This window comes from Egbenema bharatensis FJBBOT/2019, from assembly GCF_048077055.1.
Taxonomy (GTDB): Bacteria; Cyanobacteriota; Cyanobacteriia; order Elainellales; family Elainellaceae; genus Egbenema; species Egbenema bharatensis.
The window spans coordinates 505,791-528,823 of the sequence record NZ_CP182236.1 but is presented as its reverse complement, the minus strand read 5'-3'; the positions used below and the strand labels follow the sequence as shown (position 1 = coordinate 528,823).

The 23,033-nt window shown below is 50.4% G+C and carries 19 protein-coding genes and 1 tRNA gene; 6 read left to right on the top strand and 14 right to left on the bottom strand.

Features of this window, described 5'->3' with window-relative positions; translation table 11 throughout:
- Nucleotides 1-100 precede the first annotated feature (100 nt).
- The 3 genes from ACM1PF_RS02320 to ACM1PF_RS02310 all read right to left on the bottom strand — a co-directional run bounded on the left by ACM1PF_RS02320 (nt 101) and on the right by ACM1PF_RS02310 (nt 5,583).
- A complete protein-coding gene (locus tag ACM1PF_RS02320) occupies nt 101-1,687 on the bottom strand; it encodes a dolichyl-phosphate-mannose--protein mannosyltransferase (protein WP_416672016.1) in 1,587 nt (528 codons plus the stop codon).
- A 91-nt stretch (nt 1,688-1,778) separates the two neighbouring features.
- Nucleotides 1,779-4,178, bottom strand: a complete 2,400-nt coding sequence (locus ACM1PF_RS02315) for a bluetail domain-containing putative surface protein (protein ID WP_416672014.1) — start codon at nt 4,176-4,178, stop codon at nt 1,779-1,781.
- A 910-nt stretch (nt 4,179-5,088) separates the two neighbouring features.
- On the bottom strand, nt 5,089-5,583 hold the full coding sequence (locus ACM1PF_RS02310) for a low molecular weight protein-tyrosine-phosphatase (protein WP_416672012.1): 495 nt from the start codon (nt 5,581-5,583) through the stop codon (nt 5,089-5,091).
- A gap of 37 nt (nt 5,584-5,620) precedes the next feature.
- Here ACM1PF_RS02310 and ACM1PF_RS02305 point away from each other — a divergent pair.
- From ACM1PF_RS02305 to ACM1PF_RS02295, 3 genes are all read left to right on the top strand, one after another.
- Nucleotides 5,621-5,693 (top strand) — tRNA-Arg (locus ACM1PF_RS02305).
- A gap of 142 nt (nt 5,694-5,835) precedes the next feature.
- The gene (locus tag ACM1PF_RS02300; RefSeq protein WP_416672011.1) at nt 5,836-6,672 is read left to right on the top strand and encodes a creatininase family protein; all 837 of its coding nucleotides are present in this window, start codon (nt 5,836-5,838) and stop codon (nt 6,670-6,672) included.
- Nucleotides 6,669-6,914 (top strand): hypothetical protein, encoded by a 246-nt coding sequence (locus ACM1PF_RS02295; RefSeq protein WP_416672009.1) that lies wholly within the window; start codon nt 6,669-6,671, stop codon nt 6,912-6,914. Before ACM1PF_RS02300 ends, ACM1PF_RS02295 begins: the two co-directional genes overlap by 4 nt.
- A gap of 244 nt (nt 6,915-7,158) precedes the next feature.
- Here ACM1PF_RS02295 and ACM1PF_RS02290 read toward each other — a convergent pair whose 3' ends face one another.
- The gene (locus ACM1PF_RS02290) at nt 7,159-8,208 is read right to left on the bottom strand and encodes a mannose-1-phosphate guanylyltransferase (RefSeq protein WP_416672008.1); all 1,050 of its coding nucleotides are present in this window, start codon (nt 8,206-8,208) and stop codon (nt 7,159-7,161) included.
- Between the two features lie 552 nt (nt 8,209-8,760).
- On the opposite strand from ACM1PF_RS02290, the gene ACM1PF_RS02285 reads away from it, so the two are divergent.
- Both ACM1PF_RS02285 and ACM1PF_RS02280 read left to right on the top strand, forming a co-directional pair.
- On the top strand, nt 8,761-10,092 hold the full coding sequence (locus ACM1PF_RS02285) for an LCP family protein (RefSeq protein ID WP_416676541.1): 1,332 nt from the start codon (nt 8,761-8,763) through the stop codon (nt 10,090-10,092).
- A gap of 117 nt (nt 10,093-10,209) precedes the next feature.
- Nucleotides 10,210-10,722, top strand: a complete 513-nt coding sequence (locus tag ACM1PF_RS02280; protein WP_416672006.1) for a pentapeptide repeat-containing protein — start codon at nt 10,210-10,212, stop codon at nt 10,720-10,722.
- 106 nt (nt 10,723-10,828) lie between these two features.
- On the opposite strand, the gene ACM1PF_RS02275 is transcribed toward ACM1PF_RS02280, so the two are convergent.
- The 4 genes from ACM1PF_RS02275 to ACM1PF_RS02260 all read right to left on the bottom strand — a co-directional run bounded on the left by ACM1PF_RS02275 (nt 10,829) and on the right by ACM1PF_RS02260 (nt 14,256).
- Entirely contained in the window at nt 10,829-12,022 is a 1,194-nt protein-coding gene (locus ACM1PF_RS02275; protein WP_416672004.1) for a glycoside hydrolase family 10 protein, read from the bottom strand.
- A gap of 613 nt (nt 12,023-12,635) precedes the next feature.
- Nucleotides 12,636-12,980, bottom strand: a complete 345-nt coding sequence (locus ACM1PF_RS02270; protein WP_416672003.1) for a DUF4870 domain-containing protein — start codon at nt 12,978-12,980, stop codon at nt 12,636-12,638.
- Nucleotides 12,981-13,121: 141 nt separating this feature from the next.
- On the bottom strand, nt 13,122-13,460 hold the full coding sequence (locus ACM1PF_RS02265) for an ArsR/SmtB family transcription factor (protein WP_416672001.1): 339 nt from the start codon (nt 13,458-13,460) through the stop codon (nt 13,122-13,124).
- A gap of 328 nt (nt 13,461-13,788) precedes the next feature.
- The gene (locus ACM1PF_RS02260) at nt 13,789-14,256 is read right to left on the bottom strand and encodes a DUF1622 domain-containing protein (protein ID WP_416671999.1); all 468 of its coding nucleotides are present in this window, start codon (nt 14,254-14,256) and stop codon (nt 13,789-13,791) included.
- A 669-nt stretch (nt 14,257-14,925) separates the two neighbouring features.
- Between ACM1PF_RS02260 and ACM1PF_RS02255 the strand changes: the two genes are divergently transcribed.
- A complete protein-coding gene (locus tag ACM1PF_RS02255; protein ID WP_416671997.1) occupies nt 14,926-15,495 on the top strand; it encodes a metal-binding protein in 570 nt (189 codons plus the stop codon).
- A gap of 74 nt (nt 15,496-15,569) precedes the next feature.
- Here the strand turns inward: ACM1PF_RS02255 and ACM1PF_RS02250 are convergent, their stop codons facing one another.
- From ACM1PF_RS02250 to ACM1PF_RS02225, 6 genes are all read right to left on the bottom strand, one after another.
- A complete protein-coding gene (locus ACM1PF_RS02250; RefSeq protein WP_416671995.1) occupies nt 15,570-16,931 on the bottom strand; it encodes an FkbM family methyltransferase in 1,362 nt (453 codons plus the stop codon).
- A gap of 59 nt (nt 16,932-16,990) precedes the next feature.
- Complete coding sequence (locus ACM1PF_RS02245; RefSeq protein WP_416671993.1) at nt 16,991-18,484, bottom strand: methyltransferase domain-containing protein; 1,494 nt, start codon at nt 18,482-18,484, stop codon at nt 16,991-16,993.
- 80 nt (nt 18,485-18,564) lie between these two features.
- Complete coding sequence (locus tag ACM1PF_RS02240) at nt 18,565-19,644, bottom strand: hypothetical protein (RefSeq protein ID WP_416671992.1); 1,080 nt, start codon at nt 19,642-19,644, stop codon at nt 18,565-18,567.
- Between the two features lie 251 nt (nt 19,645-19,895).
- The gene (locus ACM1PF_RS02235; RefSeq protein WP_416671990.1) at nt 19,896-21,125 is read right to left on the bottom strand and encodes a DUF445 domain-containing protein; all 1,230 of its coding nucleotides are present in this window, start codon (nt 21,123-21,125) and stop codon (nt 19,896-19,898) included.
- 132 nt (nt 21,126-21,257) lie between these two features.
- A complete protein-coding gene (gene ubiE / locus ACM1PF_RS02230) occupies nt 21,258-21,965 on the bottom strand; it encodes a bifunctional demethylmenaquinone methyltransferase/2-methoxy-6-polyprenyl-1,4-benzoquinol methylase UbiE (RefSeq protein WP_416671988.1) in 708 nt (235 codons plus the stop codon).
- A gap of 81 nt (nt 21,966-22,046) precedes the next feature.
- On the bottom strand, nt 22,047-23,012 hold the full coding sequence (locus tag ACM1PF_RS02225; RefSeq protein WP_416671987.1) for a response regulator: 966 nt from the start codon (nt 23,010-23,012) through the stop codon (nt 22,047-22,049).
- Nucleotides 23,013-23,033 lie beyond the last annotated feature (21 nt).

The window sequence follows — 23,033 nt, the reverse complement described above, 5'->3', positions numbered from 1 at the left end:
TCAATCTAACAAACTCTTTACACCGCCCACAATAGAGAATCTGCGGGGAGCACCCCCTTGACGCAAATTGATCGATATTCACCCAGAACTAAATCCAGACCTAAATCCAGGAATCCAGCCAGCGACGCAAATTCAATTCTGCTGGGGAAAGCGGTAATCCTAAATAGAATGGCAACCAGAACGCCAGCGCGAGCAGAACAATCACAACAATACCGATCGCCGTGATTCGATAGATACGATTGGGATGAAAGAGCCAGCGATCGACCAGATAGGCAAGCGCAAGGATGGCAAAAACCAGCGACACCATGTAGTGGTAGATGAAGACACAGCGCGTCACCCGAATCCAGGGCAGAAGGTTTGCAGACCAGTTAATCAACACATACAGGATGAGCCAGCCCGATGGGGAGAGGGTTGCCGTTTGCTCCCAAATTCCCCCAGCCGATCGCATCTGTTGCAGCCCCGTTAACCATCGCCAGAAATACTGGACGAACGCACCCATCACCAACACGATCGCCGCCGTTGAGAACCACCAGAGAAAGGGATTTCCCATTGCATGGACATCGTAGATCACCACACTCGCACTGGGAATTGTGGGTGGCCCAATCACAGGAACAGGCTCATTAATACCGTGGGTAGTTTGATAGAAATAGGCAACCGGACGCAGCATCAGGGGCCAGGTGTACCAGAGGGAGCAATAGGGATGGGCATCTAAGCCACCGACCCGCTGATGATAGTTCAGCGTTTGAAGTTGTAGCTCCCACACACTACTGCCCTCCGTCAGTTGAACATAGGGAATCCAGCTCAGGTAGTAGGTGAAGGCCGGAATCAGGGCGAAGCAGATCAGGATGTGTCCCAGGTGAAGCTGGGTCAGGTTTTGCAGGGGAAATTTGGAGAGGGAAGGAGTGAGCGATCGCGTATTTGCTCTTTCAGAAAGGCGATTCGTCAGCGGCTCAGAGGCGGTTTTCGGTTCGAGCGGGCGCGGCGATCGGCGGAAAAATTTCTGAATCCAGTGCAGTATCCATCCTGCTAGCCACACACCGTAGGCTGCCAGTAGAAACCCCAGCCCATTCCACTTAATCGCTGCGGATGCGCCAAACCCAACTCCAGCAGCCCCCAACCACAGCCATTGTCCCCACCCTCGACTCCGCAACGCCTGTAAAAAACAGAGATTCCCCAGCAGTCCAAAAATCACCAGGTAAATATTATTCAGGGCATAGCGCGATTCCACCAGGTACAAACCATCCGCTGCCATCAAGATCGCCGCCACCAGGGCATAGCTACGACGACGGCTGAGTTGGTAGGCAATGCCGGCCACCATGAGGGGAATCAGCGAACCAGACAAGGCATTTAGCCAGCGGTAGCTGAAGGGCGACAGGTATAATCCCGATAACCCATTCCTGGCTCCTTCCGCGCTCCAGGGTAGATGTTCTCCTAGCCAAATCCCGATCGCAATAATGTAGGTACTGAGGGGAGGATGGCCGGTGAAAATCAGTTCCTGTTTGAGAAAGTGCCCGGCAAACCGGGCATAGTAGACTTCATCAAACACCAGCGTATTAAAGCGGCTCAGTCCCCAAAACCGCAAAGCCAGCGATCCAGCAAACACTCCCACAATTCCTAACCAAAACAGGAGCGGTGGCAGGTCAAGTGGCTTAGTCGTCGTAGCAGCAGCAGGCGCGATCGTTGGCATAGCGTTTAGGGTGGCAAAACTGGCAAATGCAAACGCCCTTAATGGTAAACCAACGATCGCCTGATTGGGTGTTGAGGATCACTCCCGCGCATCACGCAAAGTAATGACTGACTTGCAACACACCCGCATTGGCATCTCCCGGACGCATCTGCATTCCCGTCACATCAATCACCAGATCCTGGGCAGCAGAAAATCCAGGAGTTTGATCATTCACCACCAGATGGGTTTTGTTTTGCCAGCTCAAGAGCACGGCTTCCCTGGACTTCAGAGGTTGTTTACCGGACTGTTTGGGGTTTTTATCTGCAAATGCTGCTTCGATCGCCTGGACGAGTTGAGTTTCAGTGCGAATGCCCGCGTTGAACAATCCCAGGGGTAAATCAGGTGTATTCAGGTTGTTGTCATAATCCAACTGAAATCGATCGCCCTCAGCTTGATTGAAATCCGTGATCCGATCGGGACTGGCCACCAGGGAATTGGTATGGGCATTGGCCAGGTTGGTTCCCGTATACACAAAGCGATCGGCTCCTCGTCCCCCCGTCAGGACATCAGCCCCCATGCCGCCAATTAGCACATCATTGCCATTTCCACCCACCAGCGTATCTTTGCCCATACCGCCCATCAGGGTGTCATTGCCTGCTCCACCGTGCAGGACATCATCCCCGTTGCCGCCTTCAAGATAATCATGACCCAACCCGCCGTGCAGGCTATCGTTGCCATCTCCACCGATGAGGCGATCGTTTCCTGCTCCCCCCACCAGGACATCGCTATCTTTGCCACCTTGGAGGGTATCGTTGGCAGAGGTGCCACGCTGATGGGTTCCTAACTTAACGCCGGAAGTAGACTCAGCCCACCAGCGATCGTGGGTGGCGATGAAATCCATCAAAGCAGCATATTTCGGCGAGGTCGTCTGGCTCAGGTTCTCCAATGCGCCCCAACTACCCCACTGGCTGGCACTCCCAATGCCAACAAAGTGGTTAAACAGCGTCCCTCCCGACTCTCGCCAACCGTCCAGTAACCGTTGATAAATTCCTTGCATTTCCGGGCGACGGTTGATCGCCATGAAAAATTCGCTTAATTCAGCATCGTGCTCGACCCCGCCATGCCCGACCACATGCTGCCCGCCTTCATAGGCCACCAGCCTCAAGTTGTGCTGTTTTGCCACAGATGCATGGTACTTGAACAGGTCGATCGTCCCTTCCACTGACTCGTGAGCCGTCCCAGGAATGACATTCCCTGTTTTGAGTTGTTGAATTGCTTTAGCAAAGCCGCCATCCGGGTCTTTCAACCAGGAACGCACGGTGGCCTGATGCTCAGGATTGCCCAATCCACCAGAAAAATAGCCTGTAACTGCATAGGCATCCATCGCTTTCCAGGCAGGCTGATGCCCCTCCGCCACCCAGGCAGGTGTATTCAGGGCATAGTTTTCCAGCCCTTTCCACCCGGTTTGAGTTGCAATGACGGAAACCACTCGATCGCTCTGTTTGCCAAAAACTTGATTCCAAATTTCTGCCATTTGCGCCGATCGCATGCCATACCACTGCATATGGCCGCCTTCAACGCCCTGACCCCATCGGGCTTCGGCTTGCTGCACAGCGTAATGAGATTGCTCAAACTGCCAGTTCCAGACTTCATTGGAAAACTCAACATGGGCAACCAGGCGCGGATCCAGGTGATCTCGAACATAGGTCGCAAACTGCCGAATATAATCATCCGTCGCCTGGTGCGGCATATTAAACCAGGGGGAACTGCCCGTCTGGTTGGCAATTTCCACCATCAGTTCGATCGGTACGCCTTTCCCAGCCCAACTGATATCTGTCAGCTTAGGGCGATCGTTCCAATCTTGAACTTTAGAGTGGTTGGTTTCCATCCAATCCATGAACCGCAGCGTTCCGAATTCCTTGACTTTCTGAAGAAAATCAGGGTTAAAACGCATTCCCATTTCCACCAGGGGTAAATCATCTTCGTGGTAAACCCGGATGTTGCGAATATAGTTGCCGGTCTTGTTTGGATCGGTTTCATGCAGGGTTAAATAAATTCCGCCACCCCCCCGGCTATCGACCTGCAACACATCTCGTCCCGGACGCGATTCTGATTCAATTTTTCTGGCATCAAACCCGTACTGAACCGTTCCCTCTCCGTCGTACATCACCACATAGCGACCGGGGCGATAGTTTCCCTGATTGTGTAGCAGTAGGGTTCCAGCAAAAGTTGGCGCTGTATTGGGTTGGTTTGAACCTGCAACGGGTAGCGATCGCACCCAGCCATTCGCATCTAAATCAAACTGTTCTCCTGTATGCCATACAGATTCACGCTGCGGAATCCACGATCGAGCAGACTTGAAGGCATCTAGAAAGGGAATTTCCGTTGACCAGTCGGCAATGCCTGAGAGTCCAATTCCTAAAGATCGTCCGGTTAATGATTGAACCGTTGGTGATTGAACTGTTGGTGATTGAACCGTTGATGATTGAGCCGTTGATTGGGGGATAGACATGGGAAAAATTTCAGTGAGACAGCATGGTAAACTTGCGCCTCAAGGTGCTTAGGCGAAATGAGTATCCGATGCAAAGAAACTACTGTTTACAAGCGCGTAAGAATCAGTCACGACAGTGTGAATGAACAGAAAAACCTGGAGAGATTCTGTAAAAACACACAAAATTGTCTAACGAGAACTCAATTCGATCGTTAGAAAAATGGACATAAAACGGTCAGGTGCAGCCTGCCTGCTGGGGCGCAGGATCGTGAACTAAATAACCTGTTAATCATTCTGCCTTACTGACTGGGCGGGTAAGATGCCCACCCCACAAGGATTTTAGATTATTCAACTTACGTTCCTAAGACCGTTCGATAGATGCGGTTGAGAAGAAAAAAACTTGAGAGTGAAACAGGGTTAACCCATCAAAAAGATCTGATCAGGAATGATCCAGAAAACAATAAACACCTTGAGAAGAAGAGCGATATCGGAAATCGATCGTTACAAAATCAGGCACACCATTCGCTCTACAACCCTAGTATGGGAAACCCAGGGGACATTGCACTCAGTATCTTCAACAGTTTTTCATCATTTCTTTATGAAAAAAACAGTAAAACTCTCAGTCCTTTCTCGTAACTCTCAGTTGTTCCACGCAAGATGATGGGGCGATCGGACAATCAGAGGCAGTCAAGCAGCTGATTGACTGACAAAACTCCTGAAACCCCGATTCTCCCGTAGGTTGGGTTAGCGATAGCGTAACCCAACAGAACATAGGCTTGTGTTGGGTTTTCTCCGTTGGAGACGCTCCGCGAACACGTTGTTCAACCCAACCTACTGGAAAGATTTATCAGTCAATCAGGTCAAGCGGACATCACAGGCAGGCAAGATACCTGCGCTACGGGAATTGTTTTATATTCGGGGGATGATCTTCTCAGGCAGGTGTTTCCTGAACATTCAGCACATGATCCAGCAATCCTTCGCAGGCATCCATCAGCAGATCAATTACATATTTGAATCCATCGGAACCGCCATAGTAGGGATCGGGCACTTCTCGATCGGTATGCTCGCGGCAAAAGTCGCACATCAGCCGTACCTTGTCTTGATAGAGTCCCTGACGATCGAGTCCCAGAATCGTCCGATAGTTCTCGGTATCCATTGCCAGGATCAGGTCAAACGCCTCAAAATCCTCTGGCTCAAACTGCCGTGCCCTGCCTTTGAGTGTAATCCCTCGTTTTGCCGCAGCGGCTGCCATCCGTTGATCGGGGGGTTCCCCTACGTGGTAGGCCGAGGTTCCAGCCGAATCACACACAATCTGTCCCTGCAAGCCCCGCTGGGCAATCAAATGGTTCATCAAATTTTCAGCAGAGGGCGATCGGCAAATGTTTCCAAGACAAACGAACAATAGCTTATAGGGATAGTGCGTCATAACCAGTGCAGAAATGCTATACTCTCATAGTGCGTTCGGGCATGTAGCTCAGTGGATAGAGCATCAGATTCCGGTTCTGAGGGTCGGGGGTTCGAATCCCTCCATGCTCGTTAGAAAGACAATCCCATAGAAAAGTAATTTCGCAGGAATTGATTTATCCTGAAGCAATCTGCGAACCCTGGAGGCAAACCGTCGAAGGACAAGCCTTCAGAGACAGACCAATCATACCGTCGATTTGTCCCTGTCGAATAGATGCACACCTTCATTCCCCCCGATCGCTTCTTTCCTTACCTGACCTGGACAACCATCCGCGATCTGCCGGATCAGGAAAATGTGGTGTTACTTCAGCCAATTGGGGCGATCGAGCAGCATGGCCCCCACTTGCCCCTGATTGTGGATGCAGCGATTGCGACCGCAGTAGTGGGTCAAGCCCTGGAAAAACTGGATCCAGCAATTCCCGCCTATGCCCTGCCAACGCTGTTCTACGGCAAATCCAACGAACACTGGCATTTTCCGGGAACGATTACCCTCACGGCTCAAACCCTGATATCCACCCTGATGGAAGTGGGAGAAAGTCTGTACCGGGCTGGATTTCGTAAGTGGGCGTTGGTGAATGGGCATGGGGGGCAGCCGCAAATTATGGAGATCGTGGCCCGAGATTTACATCAGCAGCATGAGGATTTTCTGGTGTTTCCCCTGTTCGTCTGGCGAGTTCCCAATAACGCGATCGACTATCTCACTCCCAAAGAAGCCGAACTGGGCATCCATGCCGGAGATGCGGAAACCAGTCTGCTCCTCTCCCTGCTACCCGATCAGGTGAAAATGGATCAAGCCATCACTGAATATCCCCACGATCTCCCAGCCGACAGCCTCCTTAGCATGGAAGGCAACCTGCCCTTCGCCTGGACAACCCGCGATCTCAGCCAGAGCGGTATCCTGGGGGATCCAACGGTTGCCACTGCGGAAAAGGGCGATCGGATCCTGGAGTCCCTTTCCCAGAGTTGGGCACAGGTGATTCAAGACATTCATCAGTTTCAGCAACCTAAGGCTTGGAAAGCCTCCCGTGAAACAGGAGCGAAGGTTTTATGAAGAAGGATGTTGAGAACGAAATGGCAGACGAATTACGTCCTGAATATGACTTCGCTCAAATGCAGGGGGGGATCAGGGGCAAGTATGTTGAGCAATATCGTGAAGGGACAAACTTGGTGCTTCTAGATCCTGATGTTGCCCAAGCTTTTCCCAATGATGAAGCAGTCAATGAAGCCCTACGATTATTGATTCAGGTTGCTCAACGTCATCAGTCCAACGCTAAAGTGCCACCAACGGAATAAAAGCTGTTGGTAGGAGAAAACCACCAGCCACAACCAAGCAGTCCGATCGCACTCAGACAAACGAGGCACTCAGGAAGGCGAATTTAATCACCTGAACTTCTTGTGGGGTGGGCATCTTGCCCGCCCAGTCAACAATTCTTGTGGGGTGGGCGTCTTGCCTGCCCAGTCAACCAAGAAAACCGTTGCAGGTTATTTAATCCATGATCCTGAGCACCCGATCGGCTGACCTCAATACCATCTTCCCCTACAACAACTCTGAACAGTCTGGATCCGCTTGCAGTAGTTTCAGCACCTTTTTAATATCCTGCGTCCGGTCTTTGTGGACAATTAGCGTCACCTTGCCATCCCGCACCACCACCGTATCCTCTAAGCCGATCGTCACCACTACATCCTCTTCATCGTTGGAGTAGAGCAGGGCATCTTTCGTATCCAGCCCCACATGCTTAACTAGCTCCACATTCGGCTTACCATTTTTCAACAGCCGATCGATCGCATTCCAATCACCCAGATCATCCCAGCTAAAGGTGACTGGAACCACGTAGGCTTTCTGCGTCTTTTCCATCACCGCATAGTCAATGCTAAGTTTTTGCAGCTTTGGATAGCAGCTTGCCCCTTCTGCCTCCAGCATTTGCATCATCTCAGGGGCACAGGCTTTCAGTTCCCCCAGCATCACCCCCGCTCGGAAGATGAACATGCCGCCGTTCCAGCCATAGCGACCGGAATCGACAAAGGCTTCTGCCGTAGCGAGATCAGGTTTTTCGGTAAACCGATTGACTTTGTAGCCAGGGCAGTGGTTGAACAAGCCCACTTTCTCACCCTGCTCAATGTAGCCATACCCGGTCGAAGGATAGGTAGGCGCAATACTGAGGGTGGCGATCGCCTCTTCCTGAAGGGCCAACTCCTCTGCGGCCTTGAGCGTCTGACAAAAGGCATCTCGATCGCCGATCCAGTGATCCGCCGGGAAAAAGCCAATCACCGCCTCTTCCCCACAGCGACGGGCAATTTCCAACGTTGCCCAGGCCACCGCTGGAGCCGTATCCCGCCCCTCAACCTCCACCAGCAGGTTTTCCGCAGGCAGGTCAGGAAGCTGCTCCTGCACCAGTTCTGCAATGTGGGAGGCTGTAATTACCCATAACCCCTGCCATCCGCCGGACATTTCCAGGAGGCGATCGGCTGTTGCTTGCAGTAAGCTCTGACCACTGCCATCTAAACAGAGGAACTGTTTGGGGCGTTGTTTCCGACTGAGGGGCCAAAACCGCTCCCCTTTACCACCCGCCAGGATTACAGGAATCATGCGTCTCTCTACAAAAATTATGAGGTGTTCAGGTTTGAAAAGATTCCGCCCAATCCTAACAGGGTTTTGGCAAATTCTAGATCCGATAAAGTACGTGTTTACTGCATCTTTAAGTACAGCTTTATGGTTTCATTATGTGTTGAAGTAAGTGAAAACCTCTAAGCCCGATGGGAGCAGACCAACGCCAAACTTTTCCCGATCCCCCATCCTCGCCCCCTCATGGAGGCTTTCCAGTTCCCTCTATCTCTTAAACAGTCTAACGATCGTCCACTAGATGGAAGGAATTCAGCTAAAGTTCAGGCTATAATCGCCTAGGGATATAGAAACAAAACTCAACATAACGTCTAGAAAAGCTGCGCCAGGAGAATCTACCCAACTTTATCCAGCCACCTTCCGGAATTTGGATGATTTGCTGAGATGATCTGGACGGCTTTAAGAACTACTAAGAAAGAGCTACTAAAAAGGTGGGGAGTGAGACGATTGACACACGAGTCTGAGCCACGATCGCAATCCAACATTAAGAAGTCCCTTGTCGATGCAACGACTGAAACCATGTCCGGTTCATCTCAAACAGAGCCTCCCGCTTCAGCTCGCCCTAAGGGTAGCATCGCCAAATGGCTCCTGAAGGGAACTGCGGTAGGTTTGACGGGTTTATTTGCTGCCACAGTAGGTGTAGCCGTTACGTTGATGATGCCCCTACCCAGGGCTATTGCTCCAGCCAGAAATACTCCCCTCTCCCTCAGTGAATTGTGGGAAAAGGGACTCAGCTACCAGATCACCCGTCCTGTCCACATTTTAGTGATGGGGATTGATCTGCCCCTGGATCTACCCGAACACAGTTCTCCAGATGATGTATTTGCGGGTCGTAGCGATACGATGCTGCTAGTGCGAATTGATCCAGGTGCGGAGTCCCTCAGTGTCCTGTCCATCCCCAGAGATACCCGCGTTGAAATTCCGGGAGAAGGAATTGAGAAGGTCAACTATGCCAATATGATTGGCGGTTCAGAACTGGCAGCTCAGGTCGTGAGCCAGAGTTTGAATAGTGTCACGATCGATCGCTACGTCCGGGTCAGTACCGAGGCCTTTCGAGATTTAGTCGATGTGATGGGTGGGATTGAGGTCTTTGTCCCTGAACGGATGGAGTATGAGGATCAAACCCAGGAACTCTACATTGATCTATACCCAGGCTGGCAGGTGCTAAACGGGGATCAGGCTGAACAATTTGCCCGTTTCCGCAACGATGAAAACGGTGATATTGGCCGAGTCCAGCGTCAGCAGCAGTTAATTCGGGCCCTTCGTAAGAAGCTGAGCGAGCCGACTATGCTCACCCGCATTCCCCAGGTGATCCAGCTCTTCCAGAAGTATGTGGATACTAATCTGACTCCAGAGGAAATGTTTGCCCTGGCCAACTTTGGACTGAATTTGGAGCAAGATAACTTCAGGATGGTCTTACTGCCAGGTCGGTTCAGCACCCCCGATGAGTACGTTGCGAGCTATTGGTTGATGGATCCAGTAGATACAGCTCAGGTGATGCACCAGTATTTTGACCTGAGTTCCATTGCCACCCTCAGTCAGCAACAGTACGACTATGACTTGAGTGAGCTGCGCATTGCCATCCAGAATGCTTCGGACGATCCAGACCTGGGAGGGCAGGTTGCCGCTTATCTGTACTCCAAGGGATACTACAACGTTTATGTTGTGGAAGATTGGCCAGATCACGAAGTCAAGACGCAGATCATTGCTCAGCGGGGAGATTTACGCGGTGCGCGGATGCTGGGGTCAGTGCTGGGAGTAGGGCAAATTGTGCCTGCTTCAACGGGTGAACTGACTTCAGACTTAACCATCCGTTTGGGGGATGACTGGTTGGATAAGCATCGGATTTAGTGATCTGTAGTTCAATAGTTGTAGATTTGTCCTTCAGTCCCTACCAGAGCAATTCAGGCTGGATGACTGGAGGGCCGGTTTCGTTAAAGTGGAATTAGGTTGGGTGAGATACTCGTGATGTCGATCAGAAAAAGTTTGATGCGCTGCTGTACGGTAGCTTTAGTGGTTGGTTTAGCCTGCCTGTGGGTCATGTTAACAGCGACTCCGGCGATCGCCCAGACTAACGCACTGAACTACAACAACGCCAACTTAAACAATCAGGATCTTTCCCATCAGAACCTACGGGGCAAGGAGTTTGTCTCCGTCGAAATGCGCAACGTCAACCTGGAGGGTTCAGACCTGTCCAACGCCATTCTGACTAAAGGAGTCTTGCTCAATGCCAACCTGAAGGGCGTGAACCTGACTGGAGCCTTAGCCGATCGGGTCTTCTGGGTTGGTTCAGATCTGAGTAATGCAATTCTGGAAGATGCCACCATGACCCGCACCAGCTTCCAGGATGTCAACGTCACTGGGGCAGATTTTACTGGAGCCATTCTCGATCGCTACGAAATTGCTCAACTGTGCAAACGGGCAGAGGGCACGAATCCTGTCACCGGGGTCGATACCCGCGATAGTTTGGGCTGTCGTTAAAAGCAGGGTCGGTGGGCTACCAACCCTACAAAACCATTAAACTCTTGTGGAGTGGGCATCTTGCCCGCCCAGTCAACCAGAGGGCAGGCAATTTACCTGATCAAGGCTAACCCGGTCGCAGGGCAGGAGCCGAAAACAGGGACTGGAATACAGCTTGTCGATCGCTCTCTGCTTCCTGGGATAAGTTCCACAGCGTTTCGTAGAAAAAGAACGAGATGCCTGGAAATCCTTCTGCTCTGGCCGCTTGAGCCTGTTCCCAGACTTGACGAATGCCCACGGGTTTGTCTTTCAGTCCCGTCAAAATGCCGATCGCCACAGGAATGCGTTGACGGGCTTCTAATAGCTCTGGACGAGCCATCTCGGAGCGGAATGAGTCCATGCTGTCTCGATAAATCTGGACAATCAATTCATCAATATAGCCCCGCTGGTTCCATCGCTTCCAATCTTGCAGGGAGTGGTTGTAGGCAAAGGAGTAGTGATTGGGGGAGAGAGAAACAATGGCATGACTTTTACGCGCTTTTACGGCCTGGTGAATTCGTCCCATAAATTCTGTGATTTTATCGGCTCTCCAGCGTACCCACTCTGCGTTGTCGTAGCGATCGGGAGGAGACTGACCGTTGTGTTCCTGACGGTACAGTTGGATCGTGTAATCATCGTAACCAAAGTCGCTGGGTAATCCAAAATGATCGTCAAACTGAATCCCGTCGATGTCGTAATTGTTAACAATTTCCAGGACTAGATCCAGAATAAATTGCTGCACTTCAGGTCGGAAGGGATTGAGCCACAGCCGTTGATAAATCGTTTCCTGCCAGATCTTACTGCCATCTCGACGCTGGGTAATCCAATCGGGGTGAGTAGCGGCAATTTCGGATTCAGCCGTGGTCATAAAACCAAATTCCAGCCAGGGGATCACTGTCATGTGGTGTTGATGTCCCAAACGAATCGTATCGGCGATCGTATCGCGCAGGGCCAGTTCAGGAATGCGGGGATCAACGGCTACCCCATAGGTTCGCGCCGCAACTGGGCTGGGATAGAGCGTGTACCCCCAATTCCAGACCACCGGATAAAGGGTGTTGAAGTTGAGCCTGTCCAGATTCTCGATCGCCCGTTCCAACCGAACCCGGCTAAACAGGACATCGCTATCCACATTGGTTAACCAAACGCCTCGAATTTCGTTGGGAGAGGGGGATACTTGTGATCGAACGGGAGTAGCAGTTTGCAGGAGAAATACGAAGCTAAACGTAATCAGCCCCATGCACAGGAAACCAACCTTCGATCGCCATTGATGCCAACTCAACATTCTATTTACCTGATACAAAGAAAATTGCTTGATCCAAAGAAAACGGGTTTGCAGTGGACTTGAGTCTCTGGCTCACAGGTTTCTCGTAGGGCGGGCATTGCCCACCAGCCTGAGGAATATAAACTGAATCATCTGGAATTGTTGTGAGGTGGGTATCCTGCCCGCCCAGTCAGCAATGCAAAACGCTTTACAGGTTATTTAATCCATGATCCTTAATTCAGTGCCATTCAACTCAAGTATCTACCTCCCAAGGGGTATCCCTATTTTGCATTTGCCTCACGAACGTTTTATTGGCAGACAAGATGCCTGCGCTACGGAAATCGGATCGATGCTGTAAATCAGGCCAAGTATAAATCAGGTCAGGTCAAAGCGAGCTAGCAGCTTGCTGTCCCTGATTAAAAAAACAAAAAAGAGCAAAAAAATACCCTGCAAAGCAGTGATCTACTTCACAGGGATTCTATCGTCATTCACAGTTAATTCATTCCTACAGCATCCAGAAGCACTCACCAGGATGCTTTATCGTCGCTTCAAATCCGCTTCATTTTGCCACTTCATAGCCAGGGCAGATTCAGCCGACTCTGGGTTGACAAAACTGAGCTCACCAATTCAGCCTTTACAAAATCCGGAAGATGAAGGGATAGCGGTAAGCTTGTCCGGGAGTACGAAGGCAGTGCATCACCGCCAGGGCAGGCATCACCCAATGGAAGACAAACAGAAGGGCCAGCAGGGGCCAACCAATCAGCACGATCGTCAAAAACCCAAATACGATTCCATACAGCCAGATATTGATGTCAAAGTTAAGGGATTCCTTCGCATTTTCTTTGACCACTGGATCATCGGAAACCAGCAGAATGGCGATCGGAACCAGAGCGGGAAAAATCAACGAACTGAGAAAGACCGATCCATGACTCAGTGCCGATAGGATTTTCCGTTTGTCAGTGTCGTAAACCTGTTCCATCGATCGCCCTCCTGATAAATAGCGTTTTGAGCAACATTCACATCATTTTGCTTTCAGTCCTATCGTAACTTGCAGCCTCAATGCCTGAAATGCTGGAGTTTACGACCTTTCGAGGGAGTTAACCGAACCCTGGGTTATTCTCTACGCTTTTCCATTTTCTGAGCAGGCACGGGCAGGCATGACGGTACTGAACCGGCGATATTCTGCCAAAAACTGCTCTAGCTGAACGAGCTGAGGCAAGTTAAGACTATAGTAAATCCAGCGGCCTTCCTGACGCGATCGCACCAGTTCCGCTTCCCGCAATACCTTCAGATGAAACGATAACTTCGACTGCGGCACATCCAACGCTTCACACAAATCGCACACACAAAGTTCATTTGTCCGCAATAAATCCAGAATCTTCAGCCTCAGGGGTTCCGAAAGCGCATGAAACCCGGCGATCGTTCGGTCAGAAGCAGTTGCGTTGGTTACGTTTGGCATCAAGATTTGGCAAGCGTCCCTCTTATTTTAGTCTATGGGGTAGGGATGAGGAGTCAGGAGTCAGGAGTAAAAAACTCGTAGCGCAGGCATCTTGCCTGCCATCTGCCAATCATCCCTTTCCCCAAATTTCCGACTCCCGCTCCCCTACCCAGGGATCGTGGATTAAATAACCGGTTCATTGTTCTGCTTCTTTGACTGGGCGGGCAGGATACCCACCCCACAAGAATTTCAGCTTATTAAATTTGTATTCCTAAGATTGTTGTGCTTCTTTGACTGAGCGGGCAGGATGCCCACCCCACAAGAATTTCAGCTTATTAAATTTGTATTCCTAAGTCGGAACCTGAACACGCTCAGACTGAGGCCCATCTCGATCGGATGTTAAGTTTTGTAGAGGGGCATTAGTTGGAGCAGTGTTTGAGCCAGATGCTGCCCCAGCACTGTCATCCGAAGAATTGATTGCCCGCAGCAAGAGATAGTTGAGAACCGTTCGGACGGCAATAATCACGGCTAAACGAGCGATCGCTTCCCACTGACTGGACACCATCGTTTTGAGAATGGTTGCGCCCACTAAAAAGCTCAGTGCCAATGAGAATGAGTAGCCCATCATCAGCCGACTTTTCTGAAAGGCTTGCGATAGCGGAGTTTTGGCGAACGGACTTTTGAGGTAGATCACTAACCCCCGACTCACTCCAATAAAGATCACGAGTAATGCCAGAAGTTGACAAATGCTGATGAGAATTCCATCCAACGTTCTCACCAATTCTGCTGCCTCAATGCCGATCGCTTGTAAATTCATCCTGCCTTGTATCAAAACGAACTATTACCTAGCCTAACCTATTCTTCCCTGCTTTCCAGAGTGGCATGGCGACGGCATGGGTTGATTTTAACTGCGCCTCAGCGGCCAGGTACGATAGCGACCGCAAAACCGCTATTCGATGGGGAAAATATTCCGGAGGAAAGGGTGGAGCCTCTGAAAATCGATCGAAAGGCAGTTATCCATTTGAGAGCGATCGTTCAAAATAAGGATTAAATTCCCTGCAAATCGATTTAAGTATTTATTCCAGGTTAGGGACTTGTCTCTACCTCTTAATCGATATTGCAGCTCATACAGCGTGAGTAACGTAACGAAGACGATAGCTAAAACAAATTCAGTCTTATGAAGTACAAAATTCCTTACCAAAGAGGCGCAAAACGACCCAAGGCAGTGTCTTCCTCTCCCCAAAGTTTTCCATCTTCCCAGAAGCCTATCATCAACTTTAGTCAACCTGAGAAGTAGCCTGCTCTAGCGAATTGAAATCACCCGGTTTGAATTCGTTTAGTTGGGATAAACCAGGCTCATCATCAGTGTGATTGTGTTGCAGATTCATTGTGTTTTGAAATTCTCGCAGATTGGGATTTCAAAGCACATTTTTTTGTTTTCCTGATCGGGCCAGCATTTTGCTACGATGCACAAAGAAATCGTTGTTTGCCTTTTTACAATCTCTCGCTGGTCGATCGTCTTATGCCCTCTGGTCGGACTCACGATCGCATTACCCTATGGACGTTGCCCCTGGTTGCTGGGCTGGTTCAGGTAATGGTACAACGCAGCACCCTGACGCTGATGATCTGTGGCGGCTTCCTGTTTGGCGGGTTGATGATGGGCCCAGACCTGGATACTCATTCGATTCACTACAAGCGATGGGGCATTTTTCGCTGGATCTGGCTTCCCTACCGTCATAGTATGCGGCATCGATCGTCTTGGTTCCACGGTCCCATTATGGGAACGACGGTTCGAGTTCTGTATCTAATACTCTGGTTAGGACTGGTGAGCTTGATTGGCGTTGCCACAGTGAATGAACTCACTCAAATCGGCTGGAGCTGGAGCCAGTTGGGACAATTTTGGCTGCGGCAGTTCTACCGTTATCATTTAGAAATGTTGGCCCTATTTGCAGGACTGGAATTGGGAGCGTTCAGTCACTACACGGCGGATTGGTTGGTATCGGGTTATAAAAGGCGCAAAAGTAAACGGGCAAAGCGACGAAAGAAGAGCAATTGAGCAATGATTTGACTGCGTTCCTGGGTGGGCAAGATGCCCACCCCCCAGGATTTTCAGTGCCAGTTTGCCAGCCGCTAACTCCGACTCAAATACAAATCCCAGAAACTATGGGGTCGATCGGATAAACATTCATCGATCGAGATCTCTTTGGGATGGGTGTCATAGTCGATGTAGCGGAGGATAAAGCCTTCTGCGACGATCTCTTCCAGAAATGCCCTGGAATTAGGATAGCGATTGGCTCCAAACTCCAGCACGATCACAATATCCTTATTGCGTCGTACCGTTTCCCGCATTCCCTGCCAGACGAATTCCTCAGCTCCTTCCACATCGACTTTGATCAAGTTAACCTGGGGCCACTCGGCTGTAAGTTCATCGATCGTTACGGTTTCAACTTCCATCACTTCATCGGTGGGTCGGGCCGTGTGTTTGATGGAGGCATGGCCCGTATGCCCTGGAGGAACCGTTAACTTAACAATTTCCCCACTTTTACTGGAAACTGCGTTCGTTCTGACCGTGGCGCGATCGTTAAACCCGTTCACCTCCATCGTTTTTCGCACCATATCCGCCAGACGGTGGTTCGGTTCCAGGGCGATCACCCGTCCCGAAGCACCCACCATACTGGACATCAGAACCGAGTAATAGCCATGATTGGCTCCCACATCCAGACAGTGCCAGCCCGGTTTGAGGATGCGCATCATGGATAGCGTGACCCAGGGTTCCCAGAAACCGTTGAGGCAAAGGTGCGGCACAATGCCAATATCTCTGGTATCACCGTAAAGAAGATAGTTCGCCAGGACACGGCAGAGAATGGTATTTTCACCCAAATAAGCCGTTTGGCAAGCACTACGACAGGTCGATCGCAATTCTTCCAGAGACAGGTTGGCCATCACCAGGCTGCTGCGGTTCGGAACCGTGGCTGATTTCACTTGCCGCTCTAGTTTCTTGGTGCTGCGTTCCAGGGTGTTGAGCCGATCCAGGACAGCAGACAGCAGAGCTGTGAGCCTTTTTTCCGTTTTGGACACCGTGAGTTGTTTGAGTTGTCCCATCAATCCGGGTTGGGGAACTGAGTTGGATCCAATTCCATTCACCCGAACTGGATCAACCAGATCCAAAATTGGTTGGAGATGGGTTGAATCGGTGAGTTTGGGAACATTGGGTCGGCTGGTGAAAATCACAAATACTTCGTTGGCAAACACCGGGGGCAACAAATTCACCGTTTGCCGCAAAAAATCTGCATCAATGGCATTCAGTCTGCCTTTGTGAACAAATACCCATTGAAACTGATCCGCTTCAGTATTATGAGTGGCGTTGTAACCATGCCAGTTAGGCAGAATATGTTTAAACGGTTTAGGCGCAAGAACGCGATCGTCGGGTTGAATATGCTTCTGCCCAAAGTCCCTTGCGGTTGACCAATACGGATCTGTGAACTGGCTCATAGTGTTTGAACGTGCGAATAGAAAAAGTGCAAAAGTGTACGTTTAGGGGAAGCGTTTTGTTACCGTTTCTGAGTCAGGGCAAAATTCCACAGGCGATTCACCCAGCCTTTAAAACGTTGAATTTTAGATTTTTGTTTGGGCTGTTGTTGGAGTGCTTCGTAGCAAAGATTGAACCGTTGAGTACAGGTTTCACGGAGTTTAGAAGGGGGTGAAGAGGCTTCGATCGCAGACTGATAAGACTCCATGGCCACATTAAGCTGTCCCAGCTTTTCGTTGTATAGTCCTCGATGATAATGCACGTTGGATGCTTCATCCGTCAACCGATAAACAGGTAAGAATTGTGCTGCTTTGTCCGCCAGCGTCAGTGCAGTTTTAAACTGGTTAAGCTGGGCAAAATACTCTGCCTGCCCCAAGATACTACGAACGATCTGCACATCCCGTGCGCCAGGTAGATTCTCGATTTTTTCGTACAGGTAATGTGCCTCTTCCCATAGCCCCAGCTTCTTACATTGATTAGCCAGGGGAAGGAGATGATCGGTGTCTTCTGCCTCTGTACAGAGGGGCATGACCAGCTTGCCGTATTCCATCATCTCACTCGTTTTTTTCTGCGATCGCAATGACACCATCAATCGCCGCAACGCTGCCACCCTCAGCCGCGCATCCGCCACAGGTGCATCAATCAACTGCTTAAAAATCATTTCTGAATCAGCAAAATCCTGATTGCGTTGCTGATCGCAAGCATGTAAGTAAACCTTTAGCGGTTCTGGCAACCAATTACTATCGTAAGAACGAGAAAAATCTCCTATTTTACGCAGAAAAAAGGAGACACTGTTGAGAATAATATCACGGCTATAGATAGGGATTGAAGTTCTGGGCTGAACCCGTCTGGATTGAGGTTCATTTCCCTCCACATCAGCTAGTTCTAAAGTAGGTGAATCTAATAGTTCAAATCCCTGTAGGAGGGGATTATTTGCAGTAAGCCAATGTCGAATCCAGTGCCGATCGATTAACAGCATGTGGGGTTCATAGCTGTGGCGATCGGTCATATTGTATTCAGTGGTTAAAGCCGCAATTCCCCCTGGTTTTAAAACCCGATGAATTTCTCGATAAACCCGATGTAAATCCTCGAAAGTCAGCGTGTGTTCAAGGCGACAGCTCCAAACCATGTCGAAACTGTTATCAGGATAGTCAATTGCTGACAGATCCATATTTCGTACCAGGAGTCGATCGCGGCGATAGGGAAAAGGATTTTTCTCATAGACCTCATCCACTGTTGGTGATCCCGCTTGCCGATTTTGTGAGTTGTACGTATCGGTAGCAATGACCTCACCGCATCGATTGGCAAAGGCATAAATCAACCGTTCCTGACCCGCCCCCAATCCGATCGCCCGCACATCCTCCTGCAGCAGATCCAGGTGCAGCAATCCTCGATAGACCTGAATTTGCTCCCAGACGTTGCGATCTTTAAAGTCATCTAATCCCAACAAAGAAGAGATTGACTGAAACTCCTGATCTTGCCAATCTGTAATGTCTGCAACCTTACAGAATTTCACAGTCCCAATCACTCCCGCCACGCGATTATTGAGCCTTGCAATAGCTTACACGAAGAGCGGAGATGTGGGAATGTGGAGGGTTAAAACTGCTGCCCAATATAAATCGATCGCACTTCCCCATTCCGGCGAATAATCGCTTCCTGGTTGGAAATGGAAACGAGGGCCCACCCACTGGAGCCAATCCGTTCACCCACCTGAATCCGGTGCGGTGTGCCTTCAATCTCAAACAGTGCCGCCGATCGATCCCCCAGTTCCAGCAGACCAATCAGCACATGGGACGGAGAGGGGGCAATGTTGGGAATGACTGCAACCGATGGGGCAGGTACAGGGGTAGGCACAGGAGCAGGCGGTTGAGCTGTAATCGAAGGTGGAGTAGACGGGATGACGGGAGCAGGGGCAGGACTGGGAATCGGCAGCGAAGTCCCCGGTGATTCCGCAACCGAGGGAGGCTGATTAAAGGGAATGTAGATTCTTTCTAGAACTGTTGGACTGGTCTGAGGACTGCCGCCAGCAAGGGCATCCGCCTGTTTTTTCGATCGCTCGATTCGTTCCACCGATCGCCGTACATAATCCAGAAAATCGGCATCCCGTTGGGCTGCTAAAACTTCAGCAGGACTCGGTTCTTCTGCGATCGGAGCACTGACTTGAGGGGTTTGCTGACGGAGGTAAAGCCAGATACCGCCAGTAATCAACAGCGTCGCCGCAATCAAACTGGCCAGGAGCCCATCAACGGACTGACGTTTTTCGGCAGGAACCTGACTTTCTTTGGCTAAATCCAGCAGGACATCTGCATCCACCTCTGCCTCGCCCATCGTCAGTTCCCGGGGAGACACTTTAGGTAATACCGCCAGGGACTCGGATGGGCTGGGTTCAAGATCCTCTGGAGAGAAAATGGAGTCGGTTTCGTCCGGTTCATCATTAAAGTGAGCCAGATCTAGCCGCTCAAAGAAGTCTGCATCGTCGTCAGCCTCAGGTGCGAACAGGGCTACCCCACGTTCGATCATGCGCTCAATGTCGGCAAACACATCGTCGATCAGGGCATCTGCACTGGTTTCGATGGAGTGAGTTAAAGGGCTGATCGAACCGGTTGAACGATCGACGGGTTGATCGGATGCAGCGGCAGGAGTAGAGGGGGTGGGACGATCGCTGACGTAAGACATAGCAAACGGAAAGGGGTAACGATGGCAGGAATCAGTGATGGAAAGAGCATACTCCATCGGTAGAACATATTCATCAGAATATCCCTAACAAACGCCACATCTAGCAGTAGCGCAGATCAAGGCTGATTGAACCCCTAAACTTTAGCAAGGTTTTTAAACGATCGAACTTTTGTTAAGTAAATTAATACTCGAACAGTCGAACGATAGACCCTGGTGCCGTCAATCGGTTTACCACCGGGGCTAGGTGCGCCCTAACGAAAGAATAGAATCACCGCCTGCAAGAGTCCGATCGTAAATCCCAACACCCCCCCCAGGTTGACGATCGCCTGCAACTCGTTTTTGACAATTCCCTGAATGGCCAACTCCAATTCTCGTGGTGATGTGGCCCGCACCCGATCGATAATCACCTGATCAATATTAAGAATCGGAATGACTTGAGCCACCAAATTCTCTAAATCCCGCTCCAGGTAACGTTCTAAAACCAGCGCCAGCTCCTGACTCACTGGCTCCAACGAGCCTGTCACCACCTCAGAATTACTCAATCGCCTCAGCAGTAATTTGGCAACATTATCCCAGTCGATCGAATCACTTAATCCTTGCAGCACATCAATTCCCCGCTCTTGCAGATAGCTCCGCACGCTGTCACGCATCGTTTTGCGCAGTTGCCGCACAGTAGACATGGGCAGATTTTGCAAAGATAAATTTTGCAGGAGCTCTTGTAGTCGATCGTGAATTCCCAACTCATTGATTAATTCAGCGATTCGAGCATTGCTGGACTCTTTTTCATCCAGGCAGTAGGTGCGTAGACGGGTCAACGTATTTCTTAATCCAAATAAATTGGCCACTACCCAGTAGGTGCCGCTCGTCCGCTCCCGAAATCCCTCATCAATAATGCGAATATTGCGATCGGTCAAAAAATCAACGATCGCCTGCCGAATCACATCGGGCGGAACCACAACCTCCAAAATCCAGAGGGAGAGTTGCTCGGCTTGTTTATCGGTCAATCGCAGCTCTAAGAGAACCTGGTCAAAGATTTGATTCAGTTGGGCTTCTAAAAAATCCTCTTGTCGCGCTAGGGCCTTGATCAATCGAGGTAAGGACTGCCCCACCAAATCCCGCAGAATATTAGCCACGACCGTCGCTGCCTTTGCCTGGTTTACCCCCTGGACTTGCTCCAGAGCGAGCTTTAATAACCAGCGAATTGCTGCCTGGGTTCGATCGATTTGCAATAGTTTCCGCGCCAGGTTTTGCAGTTCCTCTGGAGTCAGCAAAGACCCCATAATGGTGTCGGAAATCCGTTTAGCTAATCGCTCCTGATTGCTGGGAATTAAGCCTGGGGTGAAGGGTAGCTTGCGTCCACCGATGTAAAGCGGTCGGTAGGGGCGAAACAGCATTTTGATGGCGAGATCATTGGTGAAGTAACCAATAACACCGCCAACGAGGGGGGGAGCGATCAAAAGCCAGAGGGTATAGAAATCCAAGGGAGTCGAGAACTGAGACAGCGGGTAAGGTATGGGCGAATGGCGTTTGTCCGTAGGGAATAGGGATCTGCTTCTATTGTGACGTACTTCAATTTTGGCAGGCGGAGTCAATCCATTGGACGACTCCACACCTTATTTTGTGGCAACTAAAACACCCATCATGCCACCTGCAATTGGGTAGTGATGCACGCTTGAAAATCCGGCTTGTTGAGCTAAGGCAACCTGTTCTGGGCCCGTCGGAAAGCGATCGAGGCTGGGATTGATGTAGGCATATTCCTCTCGTAGCCCCATCTGTGCCGCAGCAGGAACCACGATCGTGTCTAAATACCATTGCTGGAAGGTGCGAAGTTGAGGGTTAGAGGGACGATGAAAGTCCAGAATGGCAACCGTCGCCTGGGGTTTAAGCACGCGATGAAGTTCCTGAAGACTGCCTGAAATATCAGTCACATTCCGTAACCCATACCCCATCGTTGCGGCATCAAAAAAATTCTCCGCAAAGGGCAGGTGCAGGGCATCGCCTTCCATCCAGACAATCGGCAAGGGGGAGAATCCGTGCTGGGTTCGCTGCTCAGCAATCTGTAATTGGGCTGCTGAAAAATCAACACCATAAACTTTGCCCGTACTGCCAACCTGTTGCCCCAGAAGCCTGGCCAGGTCACCACTGCCACAGCACACATCCAGGCACACATCTCCTACCTTAGGATTGCACCACTTCACGGTCATCTGCTTCCAGACCCGATGAAACCCCAGACTGAGGCGATCGTTTAATTCATCATACGCAGGCGCAATCCGGTTAAAGATGGCCTGAATTTCTTGGGCTTGCGGCGAGGATACATTCACAACCGTAATCGAGTCAGTAGAACGCTACAAGCTGATCCTACATCCCGCAGTCCCCATCTACCCATCCCTCACCTCCAACGCCTAACGCCCCACACAAGTCAGCGACATTCCCACCTGCCGTGAAGAAATATGAATCACATTCAGTTCATCTTCTGATAAGACATAAGGCTTTTTCCACTGGAGTGATAAAACTGCCAGTACAGCCTGCTGAAACGTAACAGGTACAATCAAATGTGCTTGAATTCCGTGTTCTGCATAATGTTGAATATTGGCTAGTGCTGCATCCGAAGGGACATTGACTGCGACCTGCATTTTCTGAGTAGAGATGGCATTTTGCGTCAGAGGATCTTGAGCCAGCCAGTTCTTGAGTTCGCCGTTGGCACTATACACGCTCTGCTGTCCCAGCATTTGACCATCTTCGACAAGCTGCAAAATACAGCCATCCGCAGCAAAAGTTTGTCCACAAATGGTGGCGATCGCCTGGAGGCGAGAATCTAAGCTGACCACCTCACAACTTGCCTGCACGATCGCTTCCAGTAAAGCTGTTTGGGCCTGGGCCCGGCGCAATTCTTCAGTGCGCTGCTTCAGCAAATCGTAGGTTTCCACAGCCCGCTGCACTACAGCCTTTAGCTCATTGGGATCCCAGGGTTTGGTGATGTACTTGTAGACCTGTCCGGAATTAATGGCTTCAACTAAATCTTCAACATCGGTGAAGCCCGTTAGGATAATCCGCATCGTATCTGGAAACTGGGGAACCGTCTTGCTGAGGAATTCCGTTCCCTTCATTTCAGGCATGCGCTGATCCGAGATGATTACCGCCACCTCCCCCTCTGCCGCTAGGATTTCTAAAGCAACCACCCCACTTTCTGCCCGCAACACATTGAAGTCCCGGCGAAAGGTGCGGTACAGCAAATCTAAATTGTCTGGCTCATCGTCCACAACCAGCATTTTCGGTTTTCTGGGGCGTTCAAAGCTCATGAATTGACGGCTAATGGTGTCAAGTTCGGCGATGGTCTGCGACCTGCCTGAGGCAATCGGGCTGTTCATGTCAACATTCTCCATGGACGA